The organism is Salmonella sp. SJTUF15581 (genome assembly GCF_043356775.1).
GTDB lineage: Bacteria > Pseudomonadota > Gammaproteobacteria > Enterobacterales > Enterobacteriaceae > Salmonella > Salmonella enterica.
The window spans coordinates 267,732-294,502 of sequence record NZ_JBEUJY010000002.1 but is presented as its reverse complement, the minus strand read 5'-3'; the positions used below and the strand labels follow the sequence as shown (position 1 = coordinate 294,502).

Annotated in this window: 24 protein-coding genes; 15 read left to right on the top strand and 9 right to left on the bottom strand. The window is 53.4% G+C overall.

Annotation, left to right across the window (positions count from 1 at the left end; translation table 11 throughout):
- Positions 1-82 precede the first annotated feature (82 nt).
- From stdB to ABVN36_RS04845, 5 genes are all read left to right on the top strand, one after another.
- Complete coding sequence (stdB, locus tag ABVN36_RS04865) at positions 83-2,572, top strand: fimbrial outer membrane usher protein StdB (RefSeq protein WP_023138773.1); 2,490 nt, start codon at positions 83-85, stop codon at positions 2,570-2,572.
- A gap of 40 nt (positions 2,573-2,612) precedes the next feature.
- The gene (gene stdC, locus ABVN36_RS04860) at positions 2,613-3,356 is read left to right on the top strand and encodes a fimbrial biogenesis chaperone StdC (protein ID WP_023138774.1); all 744 of its coding nucleotides are present in this window, start codon (positions 2,613-2,615) and stop codon (positions 3,354-3,356) included.
- Positions 3,353-4,420, top strand: coding sequence for a hypothetical protein (locus ABVN36_RS04855; protein ID WP_023138775.1), 1,068 nt, complete (start codon positions 3,353-3,355; stop codon positions 4,418-4,420). Before stdC ends, ABVN36_RS04855 begins: the two co-directional genes overlap by 4 nt.
- A gap of 109 nt (positions 4,421-4,529) precedes the next feature.
- The gene (locus tag ABVN36_RS04850; protein WP_000093333.1) at positions 4,530-5,036 is read left to right on the top strand and encodes a CaiF/GrlA family transcriptional regulator; all 507 of its coding nucleotides are present in this window, start codon (positions 4,530-4,532) and stop codon (positions 5,034-5,036) included.
- On the top strand, positions 5,023-5,781 hold the full coding sequence (locus ABVN36_RS04845) for a hypothetical protein (RefSeq protein ID WP_023138776.1): 759 nt from the start codon (positions 5,023-5,025) through the stop codon (positions 5,779-5,781). The genes ABVN36_RS04850 and ABVN36_RS04845 overlap by 14 nt, the downstream gene beginning before the upstream one ends.
- 209 nt (positions 5,782-5,990) lie before the next feature.
- Here the strand turns inward: ABVN36_RS04845 and ABVN36_RS04840 are convergent, their stop codons facing one another.
- Complete coding sequence (locus ABVN36_RS04840; RefSeq protein ID WP_000503693.1) at positions 5,991-6,821, bottom strand: nickel/cobalt efflux protein RcnA; 831 nt, start codon at positions 6,819-6,821, stop codon at positions 5,991-5,993.
- A gap of 121 nt (positions 6,822-6,942) precedes the next feature.
- Between ABVN36_RS04840 and rcnR the strand changes: the two genes are divergently transcribed.
- Positions 6,943-7,215: a Ni(II)/Co(II)-binding transcriptional repressor RcnR gene (gene rcnR / locus ABVN36_RS04835; RefSeq protein ID WP_000019953.1), complete on the top strand. Its 273-nt coding sequence runs from the start codon at positions 6,943-6,945 to the stop codon at positions 7,213-7,215.
- Positions 7,216-7,245: 30 nt separating this feature from the next.
- Here rcnR and ABVN36_RS04830 read toward each other — a convergent pair whose 3' ends face one another.
- Together ABVN36_RS04830 and ABVN36_RS04825 are read right to left on the bottom strand one after the other, a co-directional pair.
- Complete coding sequence (locus ABVN36_RS04830) at positions 7,246-8,475, bottom strand: amino acid permease (RefSeq protein WP_000036837.1); 1,230 nt, start codon at positions 8,473-8,475, stop codon at positions 7,246-7,248.
- A 141-nt stretch (positions 8,476-8,616) separates the two neighbouring features.
- Entirely contained in the window at positions 8,617-9,072 is a 456-nt protein-coding gene (locus ABVN36_RS04825) for a multidrug/biocide efflux PACE transporter (protein ID WP_001519547.1), read from the bottom strand.
- Positions 9,073-9,175: 103 nt separating this feature from the next.
- Here ABVN36_RS04825 and ABVN36_RS04820 point away from each other — a divergent pair, with 103 nt between their 5' ends.
- The 6 genes from ABVN36_RS04820 to ABVN36_RS04795 all read left to right on the top strand — a co-directional run bounded on the left by ABVN36_RS04820 (position 9,176) and on the right by ABVN36_RS04795 (position 16,016).
- Positions 9,176-10,039, top strand: coding sequence for a LysR family transcriptional regulator (locus tag ABVN36_RS04820; protein ID WP_023138777.1), 864 nt, complete (start codon positions 9,176-9,178; stop codon positions 10,037-10,039).
- A 122-nt stretch (positions 10,040-10,161) separates the two neighbouring features.
- Positions 10,162-11,340: an acetyl-CoA C-acetyltransferase gene (locus ABVN36_RS04815; protein ID WP_000665977.1), complete on the top strand. Its 1,179-nt coding sequence runs from the start codon at positions 10,162-10,164 to the stop codon at positions 11,338-11,340.
- A 429-nt stretch (positions 11,341-11,769) separates the two neighbouring features.
- A complete protein-coding gene (gene kduI / locus ABVN36_RS04810) occupies positions 11,770-12,606 on the top strand; it encodes a 5-dehydro-4-deoxy-D-glucuronate isomerase (protein WP_000383274.1) in 837 nt (278 codons plus the stop codon).
- Positions 12,607-12,662: 56 nt separating this feature from the next.
- Positions 12,663-13,424: a 2-dehydro-3-deoxy-D-gluconate 5-dehydrogenase KduD gene (gene kduD / locus ABVN36_RS04805; protein ID WP_000602490.1), complete on the top strand. Its 762-nt coding sequence runs from the start codon at positions 12,663-12,665 to the stop codon at positions 13,422-13,424.
- A 353-nt stretch (positions 13,425-13,777) separates the two neighbouring features.
- Positions 13,778-15,196 carry an arabinose-proton symporter AraE gene (gene araE / locus ABVN36_RS04800; RefSeq protein WP_000253650.1) on the top strand — a complete coding sequence of 473 codons (1,419 nt, stop codon included), beginning with the start codon at positions 13,778-13,780 and terminating at the stop codon, positions 15,194-15,196.
- 112 nt (positions 15,197-15,308) lie between these two features.
- Positions 15,309-16,016, top strand: coding sequence for an aspartate/glutamate racemase (locus ABVN36_RS04795; protein ID WP_023138778.1), 708 nt, complete (start codon positions 15,309-15,311; stop codon positions 16,014-16,016).
- Here the strand turns inward: ABVN36_RS04795 and ABVN36_RS04790 are convergent.
- Positions 15,988-16,923: a LysR family transcriptional regulator gene (locus ABVN36_RS04790; protein WP_000741798.1), complete on the bottom strand. Its 936-nt coding sequence runs from the start codon at positions 16,921-16,923 to the stop codon at positions 15,988-15,990. The two genes, ABVN36_RS04795 and ABVN36_RS04790, sit on opposite strands and share 29 nt — an antisense overlap.
- A 117-nt stretch (positions 16,924-17,040) precedes the next feature.
- Between ABVN36_RS04790 and lysA the strand changes: the two genes are divergently transcribed.
- Positions 17,041-18,303 (top strand): diaminopimelate decarboxylase, encoded by a 1,263-nt coding sequence (gene lysA, locus ABVN36_RS04785; RefSeq protein ID WP_000056587.1) that lies wholly within the window; start codon positions 17,041-17,043, stop codon positions 18,301-18,303.
- A gap of 9 nt (positions 18,304-18,312) precedes the next feature.
- Here the strand turns inward: lysA and ABVN36_RS04780 are convergent, their stop codons facing one another.
- The gene (locus tag ABVN36_RS04780) at positions 18,313-19,335 is read right to left on the bottom strand and encodes a LacI family DNA-binding transcriptional regulator (protein WP_075321939.1); all 1,023 of its coding nucleotides are present in this window, start codon (positions 19,333-19,335) and stop codon (positions 18,313-18,315) included.
- 10 nt (positions 19,336-19,345) lie between these two features.
- Entirely contained in the window at positions 19,346-20,374 is a 1,029-nt protein-coding gene (galR, locus tag ABVN36_RS04775; RefSeq protein ID WP_000201030.1) for an HTH-type transcriptional regulator GalR, read from the bottom strand.
- Positions 20,375-20,966: 592 nt separating this feature from the next.
- On the opposite strand from galR, the gene aas reads away from it, so the two are divergent.
- Both aas and lplT read left to right on the top strand, forming a co-directional pair.
- Entirely contained in the window at positions 20,967-23,126 is a 2,160-nt protein-coding gene (aas, locus tag ABVN36_RS04770) for a bifunctional acyl-ACP--phospholipid O-acyltransferase/long-chain-fatty-acid--ACP ligase (protein WP_023138780.1), read from the top strand.
- Positions 23,119-24,321 carry a lysophospholipid transporter LplT gene (gene lplT, locus ABVN36_RS04765; RefSeq protein ID WP_000004679.1) on the top strand — a complete coding sequence of 401 codons (1,203 nt, stop codon included), beginning with the start codon at positions 23,119-23,121 and terminating at the stop codon, positions 24,319-24,321. The genes aas and lplT overlap by 8 nt, the downstream gene beginning before the upstream one ends.
- Before the next feature lie 86 nt (positions 24,322-24,407).
- On the opposite strand, the gene ABVN36_RS04760 is transcribed toward lplT, so the two are convergent.
- The 3 genes from ABVN36_RS04760 to ABVN36_RS04750 all read right to left on the bottom strand — a co-directional run bounded on the left by ABVN36_RS04760 (position 24,408) and on the right by ABVN36_RS04750 (position 26,740).
- Positions 24,408-25,448 carry an NADP(H)-dependent aldo-keto reductase gene (locus ABVN36_RS04760; RefSeq protein WP_000558960.1) on the bottom strand — a complete coding sequence of 347 codons (1,041 nt, stop codon included), beginning with the start codon at positions 25,446-25,448 and terminating at the stop codon, positions 24,408-24,410.
- 190 nt (positions 25,449-25,638) lie between these two features.
- Positions 25,639-25,857: a YgdI/YgdR family lipoprotein gene (locus tag ABVN36_RS04755; RefSeq protein ID WP_000758662.1), complete on the bottom strand. Its 219-nt coding sequence runs from the start codon at positions 25,855-25,857 to the stop codon at positions 25,639-25,641.
- Between the two features lie 169 nt (positions 25,858-26,026).
- On the bottom strand, positions 26,027-26,740 hold the full coding sequence (locus ABVN36_RS04750) for a TerC family protein (protein ID WP_000895635.1): 714 nt from the start codon (positions 26,738-26,740) through the stop codon (positions 26,027-26,029).
- Positions 26,741-26,771 lie beyond the last annotated feature (31 nt).

Here is a 26,771-nt window from a genome sequence, read left to right as displayed (position 1 = left end):
CGGAGGGGATCGGACGGCTTTTATATCTGACTGTGCCTGCGGGCTGTCTGTTACACGGACGACAACACGAAAGCGCCATGCCATGAAAATTACCCGGCTTGCCATTCTGATTACCCTGACATTTTCCGTCCTGAAGTCGCAGGCCACGGAGTTCAATGCCAGCCTGCTGGACAGCGGGAACCTGTCCAACGTGGACCTCACGGCCTTCAGCCGCGAGGGGTATGTGGCGCCCGGTAACTATATTCTCGATATCTGGCTCAATGACCAGCCGGTACGGGAACAGTATCCGGTCAGAGTTGTACCGGTTGCCGGACTCGACGCGGCCGTCATCTGTGTGACAACAGACATGGTGGCCATGCTGGGTCTTAAGGATAAGATTATTCATGGCCTGAAACCCGTTACCGGTATCCCGGACGGGCAATGCCTTGAGCTGCGCTCTGCTGACAGTCAGGTACGGTACAGCGCTGAAAATCAGCGTCTGACCTTCATTATCCCTCAGGCCTGGATGCGTTATCAGGACCCGGACTGGGTGCCCCCTTCACGCTGGAGCGACGGCGTCACCGCCGGCCTGCTCGATTACAGCCTGATGGCCAATCGCTATATGCCGCAGCAGGGGGAGACCTCTACCAGCTACAGCCTCTACGGCACCGCCGGGTTTAATCTCGGCGCCTGGCGGTTGCGGAGCGATTATCAGTACAGCCGTTTTGACAGTGGGCGGGGCGCATCACAGTCCGATTTTTATCTGCCGCAGACGTATCTGTTCCGTGCCCTGCCAGCACTGCGCTCAAAACTGACGCTCGGACAGACGTACCTCAGCTCCGCTATTTTTGACTCCTTCCGCTTTGCCGGGCTCACTTTGGCCAGCGATGAGCGCATGCTGCCGCCCTCTCTTCAGGGGTATGCCCCGAAAATCAGCGGCATTGCGAACAGTAATGCACAGGTTACCGTCAGCCAGAATGGCCGCATTCTGTACCAGACCCGGGTGTCGCCGGGGCCTTTTGAGCTTCCCGACCTGAGCCAGAATATCAGCGGCAACCTGGATGTCAGCGTCCGGGAAAGCGACGGCAGCGTCCGGACCTGGCAGGTCAACACGGCCAGCGTCCCCTTTATGGCACGCCAGGGACAGGTTCGCTATAAGGTGGCCGCCGGACGTCCGCTGTACGGCGGAACGCATAACAACAGCACGGTCAGCCCTGACTTTCTGCTCGGGGAGGCCACCTGGGGAGCATTTAACAACACGTCGCTGTATGGCGGCCTCATTGCTTCCACCGGCGACTACCAGTCCGCGGCGCTCGGGATCGGCCAGAATATGGGGCTGCTGGGCGCTCTGTCTGCGGACGTCACCCGCTCAGATGCGCGGTTGCCGCATGGGCAGAAGCAGTCCGGTTACAGCTACCGTATCAACTATGCCAAAACGTTTGATAAAACCGGCAGTACCCTGGCGTTCGTCGGATACCGCTTCTCGGACCGCCATTTTCTGTCCATGCCGGAGTACCTGCAGCGTCGGGCCACCGACGGCGGCGATGCATGGCATGAAAAACAGAGCTACACCGTGACTTACAGCCAGTCCGTTCCGGTACTCAATATGAGCGCGGCCCTCTCGGTAAGCCGGCTCAATTACTGGAATGCGCAGTCCAACAATAACTACATGCTCAGCTTCAACAAAGTGTTCAGTCTCGGCGACCTTCAGGGGCTCTCGGCCTCGGTGTCGTTTGCCCGTAACCAGTACACCGGCGGGGGGAGCCAGAACCAGGTCTACGCCACCATCAGTATCCCGTGGGGCGACAGCCGCCAGGTGAGCTACAGCGTGCAGAAGGATAACCGGGGCGGCCTGCAGCAGACCGTGAATTACAGCGATTTCCATAACCCGGATACCACATGGAACATCAGCGCCGGTCATAACCGCTATGACACCGGCAGTAACAGCAGCTTTAGCGGCAGCGTGCAGAGCCGTCTGCCGTGGGGTCAGGCGGCAGCGGACGCCACCCTGCAGCCCGGACAGTACCGCAGCCTGGGCCTGAGCTGGTACGGCTCGGTGACCGCCACCGCCCACGGCGCCGCCTTCAGCCAGTCGATGGCCGGGAATGAGCCTCGCATGATGATAGATACCGGAGACGTGGCCGGTGTGCCGGTGAACGGCAACAGCGGGGTGACCAACCGCTTCGGGGTGGGCGTGGTAAGCGCCGGCAGCAGCTATCGGCGCAGCGATATTTCGGTTGATGTGGCCGCCCTGCCGGAGGACGTGGACGTCAACAGCTCCGTCATTAGCCAGGTGCTGACGGAGGGCGCGGTGGGCTACCGGAAGATTGACGCCAGCCAGGGGGAGCAGGTGCTCGGTCATATCCGACTGGCTGATGGCGCCAGTCCGCCGTTTGGCGCCCTGGTGGTGTCCGGAAAAACCGGCAGAACCGCGGGGATGGTCGGGGATGACGGTTTGGCCTACCTGACAGGCCTCAGCGGGGAAGACCGCCGGACCCTGAACGTGTCCTGGGATGGCCGGGTGCAGTGCAGACTCACCCTGCCGGAAACGGTGACACTCAGTCGGGGGCCGCTGTTACTGCCCTGCAGATAAAAATATCCCTGTCACAGAGCAGGACTAAAGGAGAAAACAGGTGAAAAACAGCAGAAGAAGCCGTGTGATTTTACTCGCGCTGGCGGCAGCATGGAGCCAGTGCAGCCCGGCGGCCGTCAATGTCGACCGGACCCGTATTATCATGGATGCATCGCAGAAAACGGTGGCCATCACGCTGAATAACGATGACAAAACCACGCCGTTCCTGGCGCAGTCCTGGGTGACGGACGCTGACGGGGTGAGAACCGATGCGCTGATGGCGCTGCCGCCGCTGCAGCGTATTGATGCCGGACAGAAATCCCAGGTCCGCATCACCCAGGTTCGCGGGCTGACAGATAAGCTCCCTCAGGACAGGGAAACACTGTTCTGGTTTAACGTGCGGGGCGTTCCCCCGAAGTCAGAAGACGACAACGTCCTGCAACTGGCCATGCAGAGTCAGCTGAAACTGTTTTACCGTCCGAAAGCCATTATCAGAAGCAGCAGTGACCAGCCGGAAAGAAAGCTGACTGCTGAGCGGAATGCGGGACATCTGACCCTCAGAAACCCGACGCCGTACTACATCACTGTGGCGTGGCTGGGAGCAGACCGCAGCCACAGGCTCAGCGGTTTCAGCGAGGGCGTGATGGTGCCGCCCCTGGGGAGTCTGCCTTTAAAGGCTGTTTTGCCGGCAGAAACCCGGACGCTGTGGGTGGGGTATATTGATGATTACGGGGGACTGCAGATGAACCGCTACGCCTGCGATGCCCTGAACTGCGCGTTTAAGGACGCAGGGGCGACATCATGACAGAACGATTATTCAATATGAAATCACTGATACTGTCAGGTGTGTTTCTTTTCTTTACTGTCTGTGATTCTGCGCGGGCAAATATCGAATGGTCATATTGTGACGCGAATGGACATGTCGGCCTTCAGAATATTAATCTGAAGGGTGGAACATTCTTCACTGGTCAGGAGCTGCAGAGCGTTACTGTTCCCATTAGTTATACCTGTTATACAAAATGGAAAAGTTACGGACCCTCTTACTACACAACTCTTAATCTTTACAATATGGGGGAGGTAGTAACTGCACTAAGAAAAAGCGGTCTCGGCATGGATATCACTGTTCAGGAAGGGACGTCGGCTTCCGTAACATTTACATGGAAAGAGATACAGGCAGGATTTTCTGGCTGGAGCAGCTCAAAAGTATTCGGGCAATATATGGACCCGGAGAAAACATATAACCGGAGCGGAACGCTGACGTTTCGTATATTTGTGTATCAGGCGTTTAAGAATAACTTTTTGAACATAACTATACCATCAAGCACGATTAACATATTACCCTATGACCCAAATGGTGTAAGCCCCCCATCTGTTTCATTCAGACCTTTAACTGTTTCTGCGTTTAATCTCAGGTTTATTCCTGACAACTCAGGCACGGTTATTATCTCTCCTTCTAATACTATCAAAATGGGGCATTTTTATACGGAATATAAGGAAACCATGGTGCCCAGGGAAGTACCTTTCACCGTTACAGCACAACAGAATGTCGGAACGCAGATCCCGTTCGTCGCCCCACTGGCTATAGAGTTCAGGACCAACGGTCTGACACTGGCAGATGCTGACAGCACCGTGATTCTTAAGAAGAATAAACAAGAAAACAATGGTTTCAGACTGTCGGTAATGGATGTGGATAATAACACACCAGTTAAATTTAATGTGAAAGCAGATATGGGACCTATCCATCTTGATAACGGTGCCGGTGGCAGAATTATAAAACAGTATAAAGCAAAGGTCGAAGCTATACCCGGTGCGGTAATTAAAACAGGTGCTTTTTCAGCCGCAATGACAGTGATTGTTACTTACAATTAGCAGGATTAAATACCATTTCCTGATAGTTAATTAAAAAATAGCTATAAATTTATCTTTATGATTATTTTTTTCTTCTCGGTCTTTTTCACTAAAAAAACGGAGAGTTTGCATGTCTTCTGATAAATCAAAAGGGAAGATAGTTTTTTCAGGTAACGATATTCATTATCCCGGACAGACCAACCATGATGCCTGTTTTATTCCGGTAAGTGTCCGCCAGTATGCCGGCGAGCCCCTGTATATCATCGTGGCACACTGGTGCCTGTTGCAGCAGAACTGGGTTCAGCGTAACCAGATAGCAGAGGCGTTTCACATCACGGCCAGACGGGCCAGCTACCTGATTGCCTATCTGCGAAGCAAAACATCACGGGTGGTCAGCATCTGCCGTCACCAGACCCTGCCCAATAAAGCACGACGCTATGAGATTTATGTTATCCGGGTTCTTGACAGTCCCACCCCGTCCACGCGTCGTGAAAAAGCCGGACCGCCGCCGGTATCAAAACGCCGGGTCGGTAATGGTGACAGGTCGATGGCAAATGAACTGTGGAACCGGCTGTGCAGTAACAGAAATGCGGGGAAGATCCTGAAAAAGAAGGAGGATGAGGATGACGGAACATAACCGGATGCCGGCCCGGCAGATTATCGTTTACGGTGACTGCTGGCCGGTGACGATCGCCGTGGCACACCTGGTCCGAAGATTTCTGCCGGGCTGCAACTGTGAAACCGCATACAGGCTGCCTGTTCTGTTGCAGCAATTACGTCGGAAACCGGAGGCCATACTGATACTGTGTCTGCGTCCCCGTGAACATCTCTTTTTGTTCTATTCCCTGAGACAGATACTGCCGGACTACCCGGTTATGATTATCAGCGATGAGCTGTTTTTCAGCGACCGGGTGGTACTGAAGGTATACGGCGGCATCCCGGCGCTGCTGGAGCAGGAACTGGCGGAGATACTTATCCGGGGGCGGCGGGGTGAACAGTGGGCCGGGGGCGCACGCCTGCGCAGGACAGGAGCGCTGGACGCCTTTTTGTTATCTCCGGCTCCGGTGACGGGCTTTCTGGAAGTGCCACCGATATTTAACAATCCGAAGCGGTTGATGAACTATATGGACCAGTTGATGCACCGGGAGATACTGGCATGTGGAGTGAGCCTGGCCCAGTTACGCTTGCTTCAGGAAGTTTACCGTGGACGGGGAAGGTTGTCAGCGTTGTGTGGAAGGCTGAATACGCAGGAGAAGCAAATCTGGCAGGACAAATACCGGTTACTGGTGAAGCTGGGAATGCGGAACCGATTACGGGAACTGCTGTTTGGTACCCGGTTTTGTAAATCACTGCAGCGAACTCCGTTTATCGCTCCGCAATAACCCGCCTCCGGCGACCCTATCCAGAAACACTGACACTCCGGCTAAACCCGGTGGCGGTGGGGCATGTTTTGCCTGTGGTGTAGTGGAGTAAAATACAGAATTCAGGCGGGACGCTGAATGTATGGCCTTTCATACCGTTTGATAAGTAAAAACGCTTCTGGAATGAAACCCGAAGTGAATGATACGGCCTGAGCAGAAGCGTTACATATTTACTGCATGATCCCGGTATAGCCATGAATTCCCATATACACGCCGACCAGACCAATCAGAATGCTCGAAAAATAGGGCGCCCGCCGGGCAAGCGTCGAAAAACCACTCCAGCGCTTTGCTGCCTGTTGAACGCTTATCGCCGCGCCAACGCCTACCGTCACCAGCGTTAATGCCAGGCCAAGACTAAAGCTCAGCACCATCGTGGCGCCCAGCGTAAACGCTTTAAGCTGGATACAAATCAGTAAAACGGTGATCGCAGCCGGACAGGGGATAAGCCCTCCGGTCAGGCCGAACAGCAGGATCTGTCCATTAGTCACTGTTTGACCATCAAAACGGCGTTGAATATCGGCAGCATGGGCGCGTTCATGGGCATCCTGATACGCTTTTGACGTTGCGCCTTCCGGATGTATGTGACCATGATGGTCGTGGTCGTGGTCGTGGTCGTGGTCGTGGTCGTGGTCGTGATGATGGTTTCCCGCTAGCCACTGCTGCTCGCCTCGCCATGTCCGCCAGAACATCCAGCACGCGGTGCTCAGAATAATGATCGCAGAAATTAACTGCAGCCATGGTTCCACTGATTGTGCGGTGAATGCCCGGCTAAGATACATCCCACCCAGCGCGATTAACCAGACGATCGCGGTATGAGAAAGCGTTGCTGCCAGACCGAGCATGACAGCCTGTTTAACCGTACCTTTAATGGCAATGATAAAAGCCGCCATCATGGTTTTGGAGTGCCCTGGTTCAAGCCCGTGCAAAATACCTAATAAAATGGCGCTGGGAATGAAGAACCAGCCGTTTCCTTGCTGAAGAAGTGTCGAAAATTCACCCATGAGAATGATTCTTAGTTGTTTTATGTGGGCGTTATTCTACTCCCCCCCAGTATGGAATACTACCCCCCAGTAGCATCGTAATGCTATAATTTGTATTCGTTAATGTTAGTGAGGTGTTGTAATGTCACATACCATCCGGGACAAACAAAAGCTTAAAGCCAGAACCAGCAAGATTCAGGGGCAGGTGATAGCGCTAAAAAAAATGCTGGATGAACCGCATGAATGCGCGGCCGTGTTACAACAGATCGCGGCGATTCGCGGCGCGGTAAATGGCTTAATGCGCGAGGTGATTAAAGGGCATCTGACCGAGCATATCGTTCATCAGAGTGATGAAGCCAGACGTGAAGAAGATCTGGACGTAATATTAAAGGTGCTGGATTCTTATATAAAATAGCCGGGAGTTATATCCCGGCTATCTTTTACTTTAGCCGAAAAACATCACCGATACGCAAAGTAAACCGACGACCAACGTAATGAAATTGCCTACTGAACGGTAGGGTTTCAATGCCGGTATCAGGTACGTTGACAACGTGGGCATAATAAACAGAATCATCGCAATGAGCGGGCCGCTAATAGCATAAATCATAGAGATGGCATTCGGGTTAATACAGCAAATAATAAACGTAATCCCGGAAACCAGCATGATAGACAGCGCGCGATTGAACGCCCGGCTTTTTTTCACGCCAACCTGCTGTAGGGTGGTTCTTACCATTTCGGTTGCGCCCTCGATGACGCCGAAATAGGTGCCGAGGAAAGATTTCGACATGGCCACGACGGCAACGATAATACCGGAAATAGAGAGCCAGGCCGGCGCATTGGGCATCATCGAGAGCGCGGAAAGGATGGTAACGCCTTCGTTGCGCGCGTCTTCAATGTATGACGGCGGAATGGAGAGCAGGCAGCTAAAGACAAAGAATAGCACGCTCAGGCAGATAATCAGGTAGGCGACCTTCATGATCTTTTTGCATTTATCCATGGCCTGATCGCCAAAATTTTCCCGTCTGTCGATGGCAAACGTCGAAATAATGGGCGTATGGCTAAAAGCAAAAACCATCACCGGAATAGAAATCCATACCTGGTGCAACGTGTGACTATCCAAAGACATCTGCCCGGTCAGTAACGAGGGTTGCCAGCTTCCGGTTAAGTAGAGCGAAAGGAACAAGAAGTAAGCGATAAGTGGAAAGACTAAAAAGCCCATTACGCGAAGAGTGGCATGTCTTCCCATTAAGAAAATCATATTCAGGATAAGTACTACGCCGAAGCTAACTGCCATCCGGATGCGAATATCTATCTGAATATGCTTCGCTAATTGCTCTGTCAGGGAATTGGTAATCGCCACAGCATAAATTAATACCACGACAAAAAACGCAATGAAATAAAGCGTGGTAATAATACTGCCGATTTTCTTGCCGTAATAATGAGTAACGGCGCCAGTAATTCCCTCACCGGCAGAAGTCTTTGAGGAAAGAATAAACTGACACAGCGCCTTATGCGGCCAGTATGTCAGAGGCCAGGCGACCAGCGCGGTAATAAATAGCACGATTGCGCCTGCCGATCCCAACTGGATGGGAAGGAAAAGAGTGCCTGCGCCTACAGCCGTTCCGTATAATGCAAAACTCCAGAGAGTCTCATCTTTTGACCAAATTTTAGACATTATTTGAATTTATCAACTATAAAACACACAAAAAGAAGCGCAATTTACCATAAATAGCGTCAGTTGGGGGCGTTTTAAGCCGATGGATGTCGTGGAGGCGGAGGGCCGGGAGCGTTGCGATCCCGGCAAAAAAGAGCAATATCATGCACTAACGCGCTGTTGGCGGCGGGTCACTATTCGCTGGCGTAAAACATCGTATGCCCAGTTGTACAGCATCGTGTACGGCAAAAAGAACAGGAAGAAACCAATTTCCAGGGTGAATGCTTGTAGCAGGCTGACATTCAGTACCCAGGCGACAATACTCACGCCAATGACAATAAACCCACTTTCAAATCCTAACGCATGGAGTGCGCGCACTTTGGCGGTTCGTCTCACCTGATGCGCGGGCCACAGTCGATCAAACAGAGCGTTATAAATGATATTCCAGATCATGGCCGTCGTTGCCAGCAATATCGTCAGGCCGCCCATCTCCAGCACCGAGCGCTGCATTAGCCAGGCGGTCGTTGGCGCCAGTATCGCAGTCGCAATACCTTCAAAACAGACAGCATGGAAAATACGCTCCGGCAGCGAGCGACGTTGTATGGCGTCATGTTGCATAAACGAAAAAACCTTACTCTTAATCAAACTAAAGAAATTTCCGCTATTTTATCGTTTAATGTGATACCTAAAAGATAATATCCATCGATAAAGTAGATAGGTTATGCGTTACTCACCTGAAGCGTTAATGGCATTTGTTGAGACCGTCTCTTGCGGTTCGTTTTCTGCGGCGGCGCGCCGCCTGCGTAAAAGCCAGTCCACCATTAGTACCGCCATTGCGCATCTGGAGGCGGATCTGGGATTCTCATTATTTGATCGATCATCGCGCCAGCCCGTTCTGACCGAAGAAGGAAAACGGGTGCTTAGCTATGTTCAGGCTATTTTATCGGCGAGCGATCGTCTGGATGAGGTGGCGCTGACGTTATCCGGCGAGACGGAGGCAAGACTCACGTTCGTCCTCTCTGATACCCTGCACCCTGACAGTCTGGAAGAGTTAATGGCGCAGTTTGATCGTCAATTCCCGCATACCGAGTTTGAATGCTTGATCGGAGAAAATGATGATGTCATCGACCTGCTGCAAAAAGGGCGCGCCCAGATAGGCCTGATTGAAGCGCGTGATGACTACCCCACAAACATTGGCGCGACGCGTCTGCCTGTTCAAAGCTGGATGGGGGTTTATGTGGCAACCACGCATCCGTTGGCGTCGCAGACGAACCTGCAATGGGAGCAACTGCATACCTGGCGAGAGCTGCGTCTGAATACCTACCTTGACTCTAACGCCAACATTACGCGCGGCCCGGCCTGGTCAGCGCCAAACTATTTATTACTGTTGAGCATGGCGGTTCAGGGATTTGGCTGGTGCGTATTGCCCTGCGCGCTGGTGGAAGAGTTTGCGGCGGAAAAACCGCTGGCGCAGCTGGATGTTCCTGGCTGGCCGAGGGCGATTGCTATTGATTTGCTGTGGAACAAGAAAACGCCGCCCGGAACGGCGGGGAACTGGCTTCGCTACCATTTGCAGCAGAAATAAGCTGCGTCACCGTCAAATCAGCGTCATTTCCTTTGTGATAAAACTCACTTTTTTTAAACAATCAAGATAACTAATTTTAACAATGCTCTACTATGGCGGTGTCATTTTGCGCTGAGGTGGTAATGAAAGAGGTTGTGATAGTGGGGGCTTTACGGACACCCATCGGCTGTTTTCAGGGAACGCTGGCCCGTCATTCCGCCGTCGAGCTGGGGAGCATGGTCGTAAAAGCGTTAATTGAGCGCACCGGCGTGGACGCTAACGCTATCGATGAGGTCATCCTCGGTCAGGTGCTGACGGCTGGCGCCGGGCAGAATCCGGCGCGCCAGTCAGCCATCAAAGGAGGGCTGCCGACTACCGTTTCCGCCATTACCATTAATGACGTTTGTGGTTCCGGTTTAAAAGCGTTGCACCTGGCGACGCAGGCTATTCAGTGCGGCGAAGCGGACATTGTTATTGCGGGCGGGCAGGAGAATATGAGCCGTGCGCCGCATGTCCTCAATGACAGTCGTAGCGGCGCGTTGCCTGATGCCGACAATCTGGTGGATAGTCTGGTACATGATGGCTTATGGGATGCCTTCAACGATTATCACATTGGCGTGACGGCAGAAAACCTGGCGCGGGAATATGGCATCAGCCGCGAGTTACAGGATGCTTATGCGCTCAGTTCGCAGCAAAAAGCCAGGGCCGCGATTGATACCGGGCGTTTTAAAGATGAGATTGTCCCCATCGTCACGCAACGTAATGGGCAGACCGCAATTGTCGATACGGATGAACAACCGCGGGCCGACGCCAGTGCGGAGGGGTTAGCCCTGCTGCATCCGGCGTTTGATAGTTTAGGTTCGGTGACGGCGGGTAATGCCTCCTCAATCAACGATGGCGCCGCCGCGGTGATGATGATGAGCGAGGCGAAAGCCCAGGCGCTGGGGCTGCCGGTGCTGGCGCGCATCCGCGCGTTTGCCAGCGTCGGCGTCGATCCTGCGCTAATGGGGATTGCGCCGGTATATGCTACCCGGCGCTGTCTGGAGCGTGCCGGCTGGCAACTGACGGAGGTCGACCTTATCGAAGCCAACGAAGCGTTTGCCGCCCAGGCGTTGTCGGTAGGAAAAATGCTGGAATGGGATGAGCGACGGGTAAACGTTAATGGCGGCGCGATTGCGCTGGGGCATCCCATTGGCGCTTCCGGCTGTCGAATTCTGGTTTCACTGGTGCACGAAATGGTTAAACGCGACGCGCGTAAAGGCCTGGCGACGCTGTGTATCGGTGGCGGTCAGGGCGTTGCTTTAACCATTGAACGCGACTGATCCTGCGCCAGCCATCCTTTTCCTGTTTCAGTATTCCGTCATAAAAAGCCCTCTATCACGAGGGCAAAGCCAGTGACAGAACCCCCTTTTTCGTTATAGCACAGAACGTTTTGCCGCGTCGGGCATTGCAGACGCATACCGCTTTTAATTCAATTCGCACATCAGACCTCGTTCTAAAACAAGCTCCAATTTTTATCTGAGTAACCGCATACAGCATCTGGCGCACATGTCTGAAAATCAGACATGTGCGTAAGTTTTAGCGCCGTTCGTGATCGCTACAGCAGTTTTAAAAATAACCAACCATATAAATGAAACGTTGTTTTATTTATTATTGAAAACCTTCATCCAGGCGACTATGATGCCGTTAAATAAATCAAAACAGTGTTTTGATTTTATGCCATTGCGATCGATTTATCATTGGAGGGAAAGGTGGACGTAAGGCAAAGTATCCATAGCGAGCACGCTAAAACGCTGGACACCCAGGCGCTGCGACGCGAGTTTTTAATAGAAAATATTTTTGTCGCTGATGAATATACGATGGTCTACAGCCATATCGACCGTATTATTGTCGGCGGCATTATGCCCGTCAGCCATTCTGTTGAAATCGGCGGAGAGGTGGGTAAACAGCTTGGCGTTTCCCGGTTACTGGACCGCCGCGAGCTGGGCGTCATTAATATTGGCGGCGCGGGCGCCATTATCGTTGACGGGCAGCGCCATGATATTGGTCATCGTGATGCTCTGTATATTGGTAAAGGGGCGAAAGAGCTGGTCTTCGTCAGCAATGAGGCGAGCAGACCGGCGAAGTTTTATTACAACTGCGCGCCAGCGCATACCGCTTATCCGACGAAAAAAGTGTCGCCTGCCGACGTTGCGCCCGTCACCTTAGGCGATAACCTCACCAGTAACCGTCGCACCATCAATAAATACTTCGTACCGGATGTACTGGAAACCTGTCAGCTCAGTATGGGACTCACCGAACTGGCGCCCGGCAATCTATGGAACACCATGCCATGCCATACCCATGAGCGCCGTATGGAAGTGTACCTCTATTTCAATATGGAAGAGGACAGTTGCGTTTTCCATATGATGGGGCAGCCTCAGGAAACCCGTCATATTGTGATGCGTAATGAACAGGCGGTTATTTCCCCAAGCTGGTCAATACATTCCGGCGTTGGCACCAAAGCCTATACGTTTATTTGGGGCATGGTGGGAGAAAATCAGGTCTTCGATGACATGGATCACGTTGCGGTACAAGATCTGCGCTAGTCGCGACCGGTGATAACGCCTGTGCGTGACAGGCATGACAAAAATAAGGATTAACAATGATTTTGAATGCATTTTCTCTTGAAGGTAAAGTCGCGGTTGTGACGGGGTGCGATACCGGATTGGGGCAGGGGATGGCGTTAGGGCTGGCGGAAGCGGGCTGTGACATTGTCGGTATTAACATTGTTGAACCGACGGAAACTATTGCGCGCGTCACCGCTCTGGGACGTCGTTTTTTAAGCCTGACAGCCGATCTGCGTCAAATCGATGGTATTCCGGCATTACTGGAACGGGCGGTGGCGGAATACGGTCATATTGATATTCTGGTGAATAACGCGGGTTTAATCCGTCGTGAAGATGCGATTGATTTCACGGAAAAAGACTGGGATGACGTCATGAACCTGAACATCAAGAGCGTGTTCTTTATGTCTCAGGCGGCGGCAAAACATTTTATTGCCCAGGGCAACGGCGGCAAAATTATTAATATCGCGTCTATGCTTTCCTTCCAGGGCGGCATTCGCGTTCCGTCTTATACCGCGTCGAAAAGCGGCGTAATGGGAATAACGCGTCTGATGGCGAACGAGTGGGCGAAACACAATATCAATGTAAACGCCATCGCGCCGGGCTATATGTCCACGAATAATACCCAGCAATTGCGCGCTGATGCACAACGTAGCGCCGAAATTCTCGACCGTATTCCGGCTGGACGTTGGGGGCTACCGGGCGATTTAATGGGGCCGGTAGTCTTCCTGGCATCCAGCGCCGCTGATTATATTAATGGCTATACCATAGCGGTAGATGGCGGTTGGCTGGCGCGTTAATCCGCTACTGACAAATGCGTTTCTGGAAAAATCGACTCTTTGGCCGAAAAAACTGATAAAGCCCTGTCCTCGTACAGGGTTTTTTTATGATCTCATTAGCATAGTCCATATAGTGGGTTTAACTTAGTCCATATATTGTTAAATAATAGCTATGATCAATGCTTTAACTTATTGAAATATTGGTGATTTGAAAAAATACCCGGCAACGGCGTTAAATTTAAAAAGTGTAATATCCATCACATATCGCTATAGCGTAGCCATTTAATCCATATTTATGCCGTTTCCAGCCTGACACTTGAGGAAGAGTATCCCGTACTTTCAGGCTATGTCTTACTCTGTTGTGGCAGGAAAATATGGTCTCTATTAATCATGACTCTGCTTTAACGCCGCGTTCGCTTCGCGACACACGACGTATGAATATGTTTGTTTCGGTTTCTGCAGCGGTAGCGGGACTGTTATTTGGTCTGGATATCGGCGTTATCGCCGGGGCGCTGCCTTTTATTACCGACCATTTCGTACTGACCAGCCGGCTGCAGGAATGGGTCGTCAGCAGCATGATGCTTGGCGCGGCAATTGGCGCATTATTTAACGGCTGGCTTTCATTCCGGCTGGGGCGTAAGTATAGCCTGATGGCTGGCGCGATTTTGTTCGTGCTCGGCTCGCTGGGGTCTGCGTTTGCTTCCAGCGTGGAAGTATTGATTGGCGCCCGCGTGATACTGGGCGTAGCAGTAGGGATTGCCTCCTATACCGCGCCGCTTTATCTCTCTGAAATGGCAAGTGAAAATGTTCGCGGCAAAATGATCAGTATGTATCAACTGATGGTGACGTTAGGCATTGTGCTGGCTTTTTTATCCGATACGGCATTCAGCTACAGCGGCAACTGGCGCGCGATGTTGGGCGTGCTGGCGCTGCCTGCGGTGTTGCTCATTATTCTGGTGGTATTCCTGCCGAATAGTCCGCGTTGGCTGGCGCAAAAAGGTCGCCATATTGAAGCGGAAGAGGTGCTGCGTATGCTGCGCGATACTTCGGAAAAAGCCCGTGATGAACTGAATGAAATTCGGGAAAGCCTCAAACTCAAGCAGGGTGGGTGGGCATTATTTAAAGCTAACCGCAATGTTCGCCGCGCCGTGTTCCTCGGTATGTTGCTACAGGCAATGCAGCAGTTCACCGGCATGAACATCATTATGTACTATGCGCCGCGCATTTTTAAAATGGCCGGCTTTACCACCACGGAACAGCAAATGATCGCCACGCTGGTGGTCGGACTGACCTTTATGTTCGCGACGTTTATCGCCGTCTTTACGGTCGATAAGGCCGGGCGTAAACCGGCGTTAAAAATCGGTTTCAGCGTAATGGCGTTAGGGACATTGGTGTTGGGCTACTGCCTGATGCAGTTTGATAACGGTACGGCATCAAGCGGCCTCTCCTGGCTTTCCGTTGGGATGACGATGATGTGTATCGCCGGTTACGCGATGAGCGCCGCTCCGGTGGTGTGGATATTATGTTCGGAAATCCAGCCGCTGAAATGTCGTGATTTTGGCATTACCTGTTCAACCACGACAAACTGGGTATCGAACATGATCATCGGCGCGACATTCCTGACATTGTTGGACAGCATTGGCGCGGCAGGTACATTCTGGCTCTACACCGCGCTGAATATCGCTTTTATCGGCATCACTTTCTGGCTGATTCCGGAAACCAAAAATGTCACCCTGGAGCACATCGAACGCAAGCTGATGGCGGGCGAGAAGCTAAGAAATATTGGCGTGTAATCACCCCTCCCATGCCGGATGACGCCTGTTATCCGGCATGATGAAAAATAGACTGGAAACGGATGTGTAAGTTTGCTTCACTGCCATAATGCTTTACAAAAAGGAGAGCGCAGTGAAAACGATCGGACTGTTGGGTGGTATGAGCTGGGAATCGACTATCCCTTATTACCGTTTAATCAATGAAGGCATTAAACAGCAGCTGGGAGGCCTGCACTCGGCGAGCTTACTGCTGCATAGCGTAGATTTCCACGATATTGAAGTATGTCAACGCCGCGGCGAGTGGGATAAAGCGGGCGATATCCTGGCGCAGGCCGCGCAGGGGTTACAGCAGGCGGGCGCAGAAGGCATTGTGCTGTGTACCAACACCATGCATAAAATCGCGCACATTATTGAATCTCGTTGTTCTCTGCCTTTCCTACACATCGCGGATGCTACCGGGCGAGCTATCGCCCGTCAGGGGTTGCATCGCGTGGCGCTATTAGGGACTCGCTATACGATGGAGCAAGATTTTTATCGCGGGCGGCTGGAACAGCAATTTGCGATTGAGACCATCGTGCCGGAGGCGGACGATCGGGCGCGTATCAATCAGGTCATTTTTGACGAGCTCTGTCAGGGGACATTCAGCGACGCGTCGCGCCACTATTATTTACAGGTTATCGAACAACTGGCTGCGCAAGGCGCGCAGGGCGTTATTTTTGGCTGCACTGAAATAGGTTTGCTTGTTCCCCAGACGCAAAGCGCGCTACCGGTTTTCGATACCACGGCAATTCATGCCGCAGATGCCGTGAGCTTTATGCTTTCGTCATCGGCCCCAGAATAACCTCCAGCGGTTCGACCAGGCGCGAAAGATGCGTTTGTAAATGCTTACTGAAGGCGTCAACCAGCGCGGAGGCGGGGCGGTGTAGCGGGCGAATCAGGCTGACGGTAAAGGGCACGTCAATGCTGAAGCGGCGAACGGTGACGCCGCTGGCGGCATAGTCCAGCGCGGTCAGCGGGTTAACGATCGAAACGCCCGCCCCGGCGCGCACCATCGCGCAGACGGAGGCCGCGCTATGCGTTTCCACCACCATTCTGCGCTTCACCTGATGTTCGGCAAATAACGTATCCAACAACTGTCGATAGCTGTCCAGGCGGGAGAGGCTGATAAAGTTTTCCCCCTGAAAATCGTCTGGCGTCAGTACCGTTTTGGCGGCAAGCGGATGGTCGCAGGGCAGTACGCACACTTCATTTAGCGTTAGTAACTCGGTACGGGTTGTTCCTGCCGGGGCATGAAGCGTCTCCGTCAGCCCTAAGTCGTGGCGCTGGGCGGAGAGCCACTCTTCCAGCAACGGCGACTCCTGCGGCACAATATTCAGGCTGACATCCGGATAACGCGCCAGAAAAGGCGGTAGTAACGGCGGCAAAAAGGATTGTGAAAAGACCGGCAGGCAGGCGATAGAGAGTTCGCCCTGACGGAACTCGCGCAGACTTTCCGCCGCGCTGACGATGCGATCCAACCCATACCAGGAGCGTTGTACCTCTTCGAACAGGCGTAGCCCTTGCACCGTCGGATGTAAGCGCCCGCGTGTGCGCTCAAACAGCGTTAATCCCAGCACTTTCTCAAAACGCGCCAGCTCGCGACTGACGGTAGGCTGCGAGGTATGCAGCAGCCGCGCCGCTTCGGTGAGATTTCCGGCGGTCATTACGGCATGAAAAATTTCAATGTGACGTAAATTAACGGCAGCCATACGTTTCCCTGAATCATTTATCCCATATCATTTTTGCATAGACTGACAATAAAACGATATTTTTTATTCTTTCTAAGGTATGGCGTAATCGTTAAAAAGCCTGTTCCGGAGTTTGTTATGTCATTGCCGCATTATCACGCTGAAACTGACCTTAACGCTGAAAATTTGCTCAGATTGCCTGCTGAATTCGGCTGTCCGGTCTGGGTCTATGACGCGCACATTATTCGCCGTCAGATAGCCGCCCTGCAGCAGTTTGACGTTGTGCGTTTTGCGCAAAAAGCCTGTTCGAACATTCATATCCTGCGCTTAATGCGCGCGCAGGGCGTCAAGGTGGATTCTGTTTCATTGGGGGAGATCGAACGTGCGCTGGCGGCGGGCTACGATCCGCAAACGTGCCCTGATGATATCGTTTTTACCGCCGATGTGATTGACGCCGCCACGCTGGCGCGCGTCAGTGAACTGCATATTCCGGTCAATGCCGGCTCGGTAGATATGCTGACGCAGCTTGGTCAGGTTTCGCCTGGGCATCGCGTCTGGTTGCGCGTGAATCCTGGCTTTGGTCACGGCCACAGCCAGAAAACCAACACCGGGGGCGAAAACAGCAAACACGGCATCTGGCATAGCGATCTTCCGGCGGCGCTGGCGGTAATGCAGAAATACCGACTGAAACTTGTCGGTATCCATATGCACATTGGTTCCGGCGTCGATTATGGCCATCTGGAGCAGGTTTGCGGCGCGATGGTACGCCAGGTGCTGGAATGTGGTCAGGATGTGGAGGCGATTTCGGCAGGCGGCGGACTCTCGATACCTTATCGTGAGGGAGAAGAGCCCGTTGATACGCGCCATTACTATGGCCTGTGGAACGCGGCGCGCGAGCAAATCGCCCGCCATCTGGGACATGCGGTCAAACTTGAGATCGAACCCGGACGTTTTCTGGTGGCGCAATCGGGCGTGCTGGTAACGCAGGTGCGTAGCGTAAAACAGATGGGAAGCCGCCATTTCGTGCTGGTAGATGCGGGTTTTAACGATCTGATGCGCCCGGCGATGTACGGTAGCTATCACCGTATTTCGGCGCTGGCGGCGGATGGTCGCGCGCTTGAAAATGGCCCGTGGGTCGAGACGGTGGTCGCCGGGCCGCTATGCGAATCAGGCGATGTTTTTACGCAGCAGGAAGGGGGAATGGTTGAAACACGCGCCTTACCTGCGGTCATCCCCGGCGATTACCTCGTATTGCACGATACCGGCGCGTACGGCGCGTCTATGTCATCGAATTACAACAGCCGCCCGCTCCTGCCGGAAGTACTGTTTGACAATGGACAGGCGCGGCTGATCCGCCGTCGTCAGACCATTGAAGAGCTGTTAGCGCTGGAGATGCTCTGAAGCGCATCATTAGGCCGGACGTTGAAAAAACGGGCCCGCGGCGACGGACTCGCGCAGAATCAGCGTGCCGGTAAAGGGCGGGATCGGGGCGACCGGCTCGCTGTTCGCCAGACGAACGGCCTGATCGATCGCGGTGGCTATCATATCCTCGATGGGTAAATAGACTGTTGAAAGCCCCGGTTCAAGCCAGGTTGCGCCCGGCGCATCGTCAAAACCAAACAGCGACACATCCTGCGGGATGCGTAATCCGGCCTGGCGCAGCGCTTTTGCCGCGCCCAGCGCCGTGTCATCATTACAGGCGAATAGCGCGCTAAACGTGACGCCTTCCTCCAGTAATTCCCGGCAGGCGTCATAGCCGCGCGTCAGCGTGTAATCGCCGTATTTCACTTTTGCCGGTTGCCAGGGAATACCATACTTTTCCAGCGCCTTGCGATAACCCGCTACGCGTGATGTGCCGGTGGGAGTATGAACAGGCAGCGTAATACAGGCGATATCGCGATGGCCCTGCGTAATCAGATATTCCACCGCCTGGAATGCCGCCGTCTCCTGCTCGAAGAAAATAGCGCGATCGCGGGCTTGATTGACGTTGCGATTAATAATTACCAGCGGCATTTCCGTGGCGTCAATCAACGACAAAATCGCCGGCTCATCCATATAGCGAGTGTAAAGAATAATAGCGTCGCACTGTCTGTCGGCCAACATTTGTACGGCTTTCTGCTCTCGTTCCGGCGTATCGTGACCATCGGTGACGATCAACTGCTTGTTATGAAACTCCGCCTGGCGCGACGCCCGGCGCAACAAACTGCCAAAATAGAAGCCGTCAAACGTAGAGACGACCAGACCGATGCTGTTGCTGGTGCGATTTGCCAGCGAGCGTGCCAGCAGGTTGGGGCGATAGTCCAGAGCCTGCATCGCCGTAAACACTTTCTGGCGCGTGCTTTCTTTTACCTGCCCCGTCCCATTCAGCACTCGTGAGACGGTGGCCTTTGATACGCCCGCATGGCGGGAAACATCCAGCATTGTCGCCATCATGCTACCCTGATTAATCGGTTGTCGACAGGTGCCCGGTATCCGTCGGCGTGGATACCGAATGTCGGCGTACCAGTGTCGGACTAAATACATGAGTTACTTCTGGCGTAGGGCATTTCCCTGCCAGCGCTAACGCCAGTTCCGCCGCCTGTGTCGCCATGGTGACGATCGGATACCGAATGGTGGTCAGTCGGGGACGCACATAGCGTGAGACCAGTACATCATCAAAACCGATGAGCGATACTTCGCCCGGCACCCCCACGCCATTATCATTTAATACTCCCATCGCGCCGGCCGCCATCGAGTCGTTATAGCAGGCCACCGCGGTAAAATTTCTGCCGCGGCCTAATAACTCAGTCATCGCCTGCTCGCCGCCGCTTTCATCCGGTTCGCCGAACGTCACCAGCCGATCGTTAGCCGGGATATGGCTTTCCGCCAGCGCATCGTAATAGCCCCTCAGGCGATCTTCGGCATCAGAGATGGTGTGGTTGGAACAGATATACCCAATACGCGTATGACCTTGCTGGATCAGATGTCGGGTCGCCAGCCATGCCCCGTAACGGTCATCCAGCGCGACACAGCGGTGTTCTAACCCCGGTAAAATGCGGTTAATCAGCACCATGCCGGGGATTTGCTTCATTAATGAGGCCAGGTCCGCATCCGGAATCATTTTGGCGTGCACCACTAACGCTGCGCAACGATGACGAATCAACTGTTCAATAGCCTGACGCTCTTTTTGTTCGTTATGATACCCGTTGCCAATCAGTAAAAAATTGCCGGTGTGATACGCCACCTGTTCAACGGCTTTCACCATCGCGCCGAAAAAAGGATCGGAAACGTCGCCGACCACCAGACCGAGGGTTTCCGTTGCCTGCTGTGCCAGCGCGCGCGCGTTGGCGTTAGGGTGATAGCTCAGGGACTCCATTGCGCTGGTCACCGCCAGCCGGGACGCTTCGCTGGCTTTTGGCGAATCGTTAATAACGCGAGAAACGGTGGCGACTGAAACACCGGCCAGTCGGGCTACATCTTTTATGGTCGCCATGATAATACCTATAGTGGGTAAACGCTTACATTACGCCAGTTTTACGGAAAATGAACGTCTGTTCAAGCCTCTTGCCCCGCCGTGTCGGGCAAATGTGACCTGCACGGGAGAAATGCGTCTGTAAAGTGACAATACAAATCTTTCGTTACAGTTTGCGAAGCGCTGTTGCGATTGTCTGCTGGCAGGCCAGCGAGTCAGGTTGATAGAGTGGTGATCCCAGAGGTATTGATAGGTGGAATCAACGTCATTGTTGATCACACGAATTACACCAACCTGCGTAGAGATGCGCAGGTTTTTTTTTGTTTCGCCTGAACCTGTAACAGTAACGGATAATTTACACAACTCGTTGCATTTCCGTTTATTCCTTTGCGTTTTCGGACTGGCGATGCAGACGCGCGAAGCCCACAATCAAGATCCCAGAGGTATTGATTGGTGAGATTATTCGGTACGCTCTTCGTACCTGTCTCTTGCACCAACCTGCGCGGATGCGCAGGTTTTTTTTCGAACCTATTTTGCTATCGCTCCTGTTACGCAACTCGTGTAATCTGCCACAATTCATGTTTTAGCGAATTGTCGGCCAAAGGGAGTTGAAATGCTGTTTGGATTTTTCCGTAACCTGTTTCGCGTGCTTTATCGTGTGCGCGTCACTGGCGATGTCCGGGCGCTACAGGGGAACCGGGTCTTAATTACCCCCAATCACGTTTCATTTATCGATGGTATGCTACTGGCGCTGTTTTTGCCGGTACGGCCTGTCTTTGCGGTATATACCTCCATCAGCCAGCAATGGTATATGCGCTGGTTAACGCCGCTGATCGATTTTGTACCGCTCGATCCCACTAAACCCATGTCTATTAAACACCTGGTACGTCTGGTGGAACAGGGGCGTCCAGTGGTGATTTTCCCGGAAGGGCGGATTTCCGTGACCGGCTCGCTGATGAAAATTTATGACGGCGCAGGCTTTGTGGCGGCAAAATCGGGCGCAACCGTCATTCCGCTCCGCATTGACGGCGCGGAGCTTACCCCTTTCAGTCGCCTGAAAGGTCTGGTTAAACGGCGTTTGTTCCCACGTATTCAGCTTCATATTTTACCGCCGACGCAAATACCGATGCCGGAAGCGCCGCGCGCGCGCGACAGGCGTAAAATAGCGGGTGAGATGCTGCACCAGATCATGATGGAAGCGCGTATGGCGGTGCGCCCGCGCGAGACGTTATACGAATCGTTGCTGGCGGCGCAATATCGTTACGGCGCGGGTAAAAACTGTATTGAGGACATTAACTTTACGCCGGATACGTATCGTAAGTTACTGACCAAGACGCTTTTTGTTGGCCGGATTCTGGAAAAGTACAGCGTTGAGGGCGAGAAAATCGGTTTAATGCTGCCGAATGCCGCCATCAGCGCGGCGGTGATTTTCGGCGCGGTTTCTCGTCGCCGCATTCCGGCCATGATGAACTATACGGCGGGGGTAAAAGGGCTGACCAGCGCGATTACTGCGGCGGAAATTAAAACGATTTTTACCTCCCGCCAGTTCCTCGATAAAGGTAAATTGTGGCACCTGCCGGAGCAGCTAACGCAGGTTCGCTGGGTTTACCTGGAAGATTTAAAAGCGGACGTCACGCCCGCCGACAAGCTGTGGATTTTTGCCCACCTCCTGGCGCCGCGACTGGCGCAGGTAAAACAGCAGCCGGAAGACGCGGCGATCATTCTTTTTACCTCCGGCTCGGAAGGGCACCCGAAAGGGGTGGTGCACAGCCATAAAAGCATTCTGGCGAACGTCGAGCAGATAAAAACGATTGCGGATTTCACCGCCAATGACCGTTTTATGTCGGCGCTGCCGCTCTTTCACTCGTTCGGTTTGACGGTGGGCCTGTTTACGCCGTTGTTGACCGGCGCGGAAGTGTTTCTTTATCCAAGTCCGCTGCACTATCGCATTGTGCCGGAACTGGTCTATGACCGTAACTGTACCGTGCTGTTTGGTACGTCAACCTTCCTCGGCAACTATGCGCGCTTTGCCAATCCGTATGATTTTTATCGCCTGCGCTATGTGGTGGCCGGTGCGGAAAAACTTCAGGAGAGCACCAAACAACTGTGGCAGGATAAATTCGGTCTGCGCATTCTTGAGGGCTACGGGGTAACGGAATGCGCGCCAGTAGTCTCGATTAACGTGCCGATGGCGGCTAAACCTGGCACTGTTGGCCGCATTCTGCCTGGCATGGACGCGCGTCTGCTGGCGGTGCCCGGTATTGAAAACGGCGGTCGGCTACAGCTGAAAGGGCCGAATATCATGAATGGCTATCTGCGCGTGGAAAAACCGGGCGTGCTGGAGGTGCCGTCGGCGGAAAACGCCAGAGGCGAAACTGAGCGCGGCTGGTACGACACGGGCGATATTGTACGCTTCGATGAAAATGGTTTTGTGCAGATTCAGGGGCGCGCGAAACGCTTTGCGAAAATTGCTGGCGAAATGGTCTCGCTGGAGATGGTCGAGCAACTGGCGCTTGGCGTTTCGGCGGACAAAATGCACGCTACCGCCATTAAAAGCGATGCCAGCAAAGGTGAAGCGCTGGTACTGTTTACGACTGACAGCGAACTCACCCGAGAAAAGTTACAGCACTATGCCCGTGAACACGGTATTCCGGAACTTGCCATCCCGCGTGATATCCGTTATCTGAAACAGCTTCCCTTGCTTGGCAGCGGGAAACCCGATTTTGTGACGCTGAAAAGTTGGGTGGATGCGCCGGAACAACATCATGAGTGAGTCAGTACGTACTAACACCTCCATCTGGTCGAAAGGGATGCTGTCGGTAATTGTCGCGCAGTTTCTCTCGGCTTTTGGCGATAATGCGCTGCTGTTCGCGACGCTGGCACTGCTGAAAGCTCAGTTTTACCCGGACTGGAGCCAGCCTGTTTTGCAAATGGTGTTTGTGGGCGCTTACATTCTTTTTGCGCCGTTTGTCGGCCAGATAGCGGACAGCTTTGCCAAAGGCCGGGTGATGATGGTCGCCAATGGTCTTAAACTGGCGGGAGCGGCAGGTATCTGCCTCGGCATAAATCCTTTTGTCGGTTATACGTTGGTCGGGATTGGCGCGGCGGCTTATTCTCCGGCGAAATACGGTATTCTGGGCGAACTGACGACGGGCGATAAGCTGGTGAAAGCCAATGGCCTGATGGAAGCCTCTACGATTGCGGCGATTTTGCTCGGTTCCGTCGCGGGCGGCGTATTGGCCGACTGGCATGTCATCGCCGCGCTGGTTGCCTGCGCGTTGGCCTACGCTGGCGCAGTGGCGGCGAACCTGTTTATCCCGAAGCTTGTGGCGGCGCGTCCAGGACAATCCTGGCGGTTGTCGGCGATGACGCGTAGTTTCTTCAGCGCTTGCGTTGTCCTTTGGCGTAACGGTGAAACGCGGTTTTCGCTGGTGGGGACCGGGCTATTCTGGGGCGCAGGCGTGACGCTGCGTTTTCTGCTGGTGCTGTGGGTGCCGGTGGCGCTGGGTATTACGGATAACGCCACGCCGACTTACCTGAACGCCATGGTGGCGGTAGGCATTGTGGTCGGCGCGGGCGCGGCGGCAAAACTGGTGACGCTGGAGACCGTATCGCGCTGTATGCCCGCCGGGATTTTGATTGGCGTTGTGGTTGCGATCTTCTCATTACAGCACGCATTGCTGCCTGCTTATGCCTTGTTGTTATTGATAGGTATGCTGGGCGGCTTTTTTGTGGTGCCGCTCAACGCTTTGCTCCAGGAGCGCGGTAAGAAGAGCGTTGGCGCCGGGAATGCCATTGCCGTACAAAATCTGGGCGAGAATAGCGCCATGCTATTAATGCTGGGACTGTACTCGCTGGCGGTGCTGGTTGGCGTTCCGGCAGTGGCGATAGGTATCGGCTTTGGCGTGCTGTTCGCGCTGGCGATCGCGGCGCTGTGGATCTGGCAGCGCCGGCAGGCATCATACTGAGTGAATATGCCGGGCGGCGAGCGCGCGTTATCCGGCTTACATTGTCTCTGTAAGCCCGGAAGCGTAGCGCCACCGGGCACTGACTATCACGGCGCCGGATAGGTATAAACCTGATGCGCCGCCTCTATCTCCGCCAGGACCTCTTCGCTTAACGTCAGATGCAGACTTTCCACATTTGTCTTGAGCTGCGCCATCGTGGTTGCGCCCAGTAACGTACTGGCGACAAACGGCTGGCGGCGAACAAAGGCCAGCGCCATCTGCGCCGGATCAAGATTGTGACGCTTCGCGATATCGACGTAGGCGGCAACGGCTTTTTGCGCCTGTTCGCCGCTGTAACGTGTGAAGCGGCTGAACAAGGTATTCCGCGCGCCTGCGGGTTTGGCCCCGTTCAGGTATTTACCGGTTAATGTGCCAAACGCCAGACAGGAGTAGGCGAGCAATTCAACACCTTCATACTGGCTGACTTCCGCCAGGCCGACCTCGTAGCTGCGGTTTAACAGGCTATAGGGGTTCTGGATCGTGACAATACGCGGCAGGTCATGTTTTTCCGCCAGGTGCAGATAGCGCATAACGCCAAACGCTGTCTCATTTGAAACGCCAATATAACGAATCTTACCCGCTCGCTGAAACTCACTTAGCGCGTCTAACGTCTCCAGCAGACTTACTACTGGCGTGGAGTCCGTCCAGTTATAGCCGAGTTTACCGAAGCAGTTAGTGGGGCGCTGCGGCCAGTGCACCTGATACAAATCCAGATAGTCGGTCTGCAATCGGGTCAAACTGTCGTGTAGCGCTTCGCGAATATTTTTACGATCCAGCGCCTGATGAGGCCGGATGCCTTGATCATTATTACGTGCCGGTCCGCTAACTTTGCTGGCGATGATCAGTTTTTCACGGTTGCCGCGTTTGGCGAGCCAGTTACCGATATAGGACTCCGTCAGCCCTTGTGTTTCCGGGCGCGGCGGTACCGGATACATCTCGGCGGCATCGATAAGGTTAATGCCATTTGCGATGGCATAGTCGAGCTGTGCGTGAGCGTCGGCTTCGCTGTTTTGTTCACCAAATGTCATTGTGCCCAGCCCTAGCGTACTTACTTCGAGCGAGCTGTGGGGTATACGGTGATAGTGCATAGCCGTTTCCTTTTTATTATGAAGTCAGAAATTCCCGACAAAGGACAATAAAAATGGCAGAGGGAAGGCAAAAGGGAAAGTAAAATTGCAGGCTGCGCGGCGTAATTGTTACCGGGCGTGGTCGCCACGCACCGTTACGGGACGCAGCCTGAAGGCTTGCAGAACGCTGACCTCGATCACAGGCCACCGCTTAACGTTCGATGATTTGAGACACTTCGTCACGGTTGATTTGCATCTCGTTTCCCTGTGCATCGGTATAGCTGACCAGACCGGTATCATCGTCAACTTGCGGTTTTCCATCGGTCAGGATCATACGACCATCTTTCGTCGCCATTACATAATCGCTGCTGCATCCGGATACCGCAAAAGCCAACCCTACTGCGGAAATTACAACTGCCCACTTTTTCATCCGTTTGTCCTCACATAGCCTGCATCTGATAATAGTCTGTTAATCATATGTCTGATAATAGTCTAGTAATAACGCGCGGCTCTGCATGTCGGAAGCAGCAAAATCTTAATCTGTGAGAAGAAAGGAAATAAAGTGAGTATTCGCTCCCCGGCGGGGGAGCGAGACAGGATTACAGCGGATTCTTTTTATTACGCAACAGGTTCAGGCTCTCTACTGCGATAGAGAAGAACATGGCGAAATAGATATACCCTTTCGGAACGTGAACGTCGAAACTTTCCAGAATCAGGGTAAAGCCAACCAGGATCAGAAAGGAGAGCGCCAGCATTTTTACCGACGGATGACGATCGACAAACTCGCCGATGGGCCGTGCCGCAAACATCATGACGCCCACGGCAATAACGACTGCCGCCATCATAATAAACAGATGATCGGAGAGGCCAACCGCTGTGATAACTGAATCAAGGCTGAAAATAATATCCAGCAGCATAATCTGTACTATTGCGCCCAGGAAAGAAGAAACCCGGGTTTTTAACCCTTCTTCTTCGCCTTCGATGGACTCATGGATCTCCTTGCTGGCTTTCCAGATTAAAAATAACCCGCCCAGTAACAGAATGAGATCGCGGGCGGAAATCGCTTCGCCGAAAAGCTCAAACAGCGGATTAGTCAGCCGAGTGACCCAGGCGATTGACGCCAGCAGCGCCAGGCGCATGACCATCGCCGCCGCCAACCCAAGCCGCCGTGCGTGGTTTCGTTGCGCCGTAGGAAGTTTTGCTACCACCAGAGAAAGAAAAATAATGTTGTCGATCCCAAGTACAATCTCCAGCAGCGTCAGCGTACCGAGCGCCAGCCAGGCATTAGGATCGGTTATCCATGCAAATAACATCGAACAAAGTCCTGCCAAAAAAAGAAGCGGT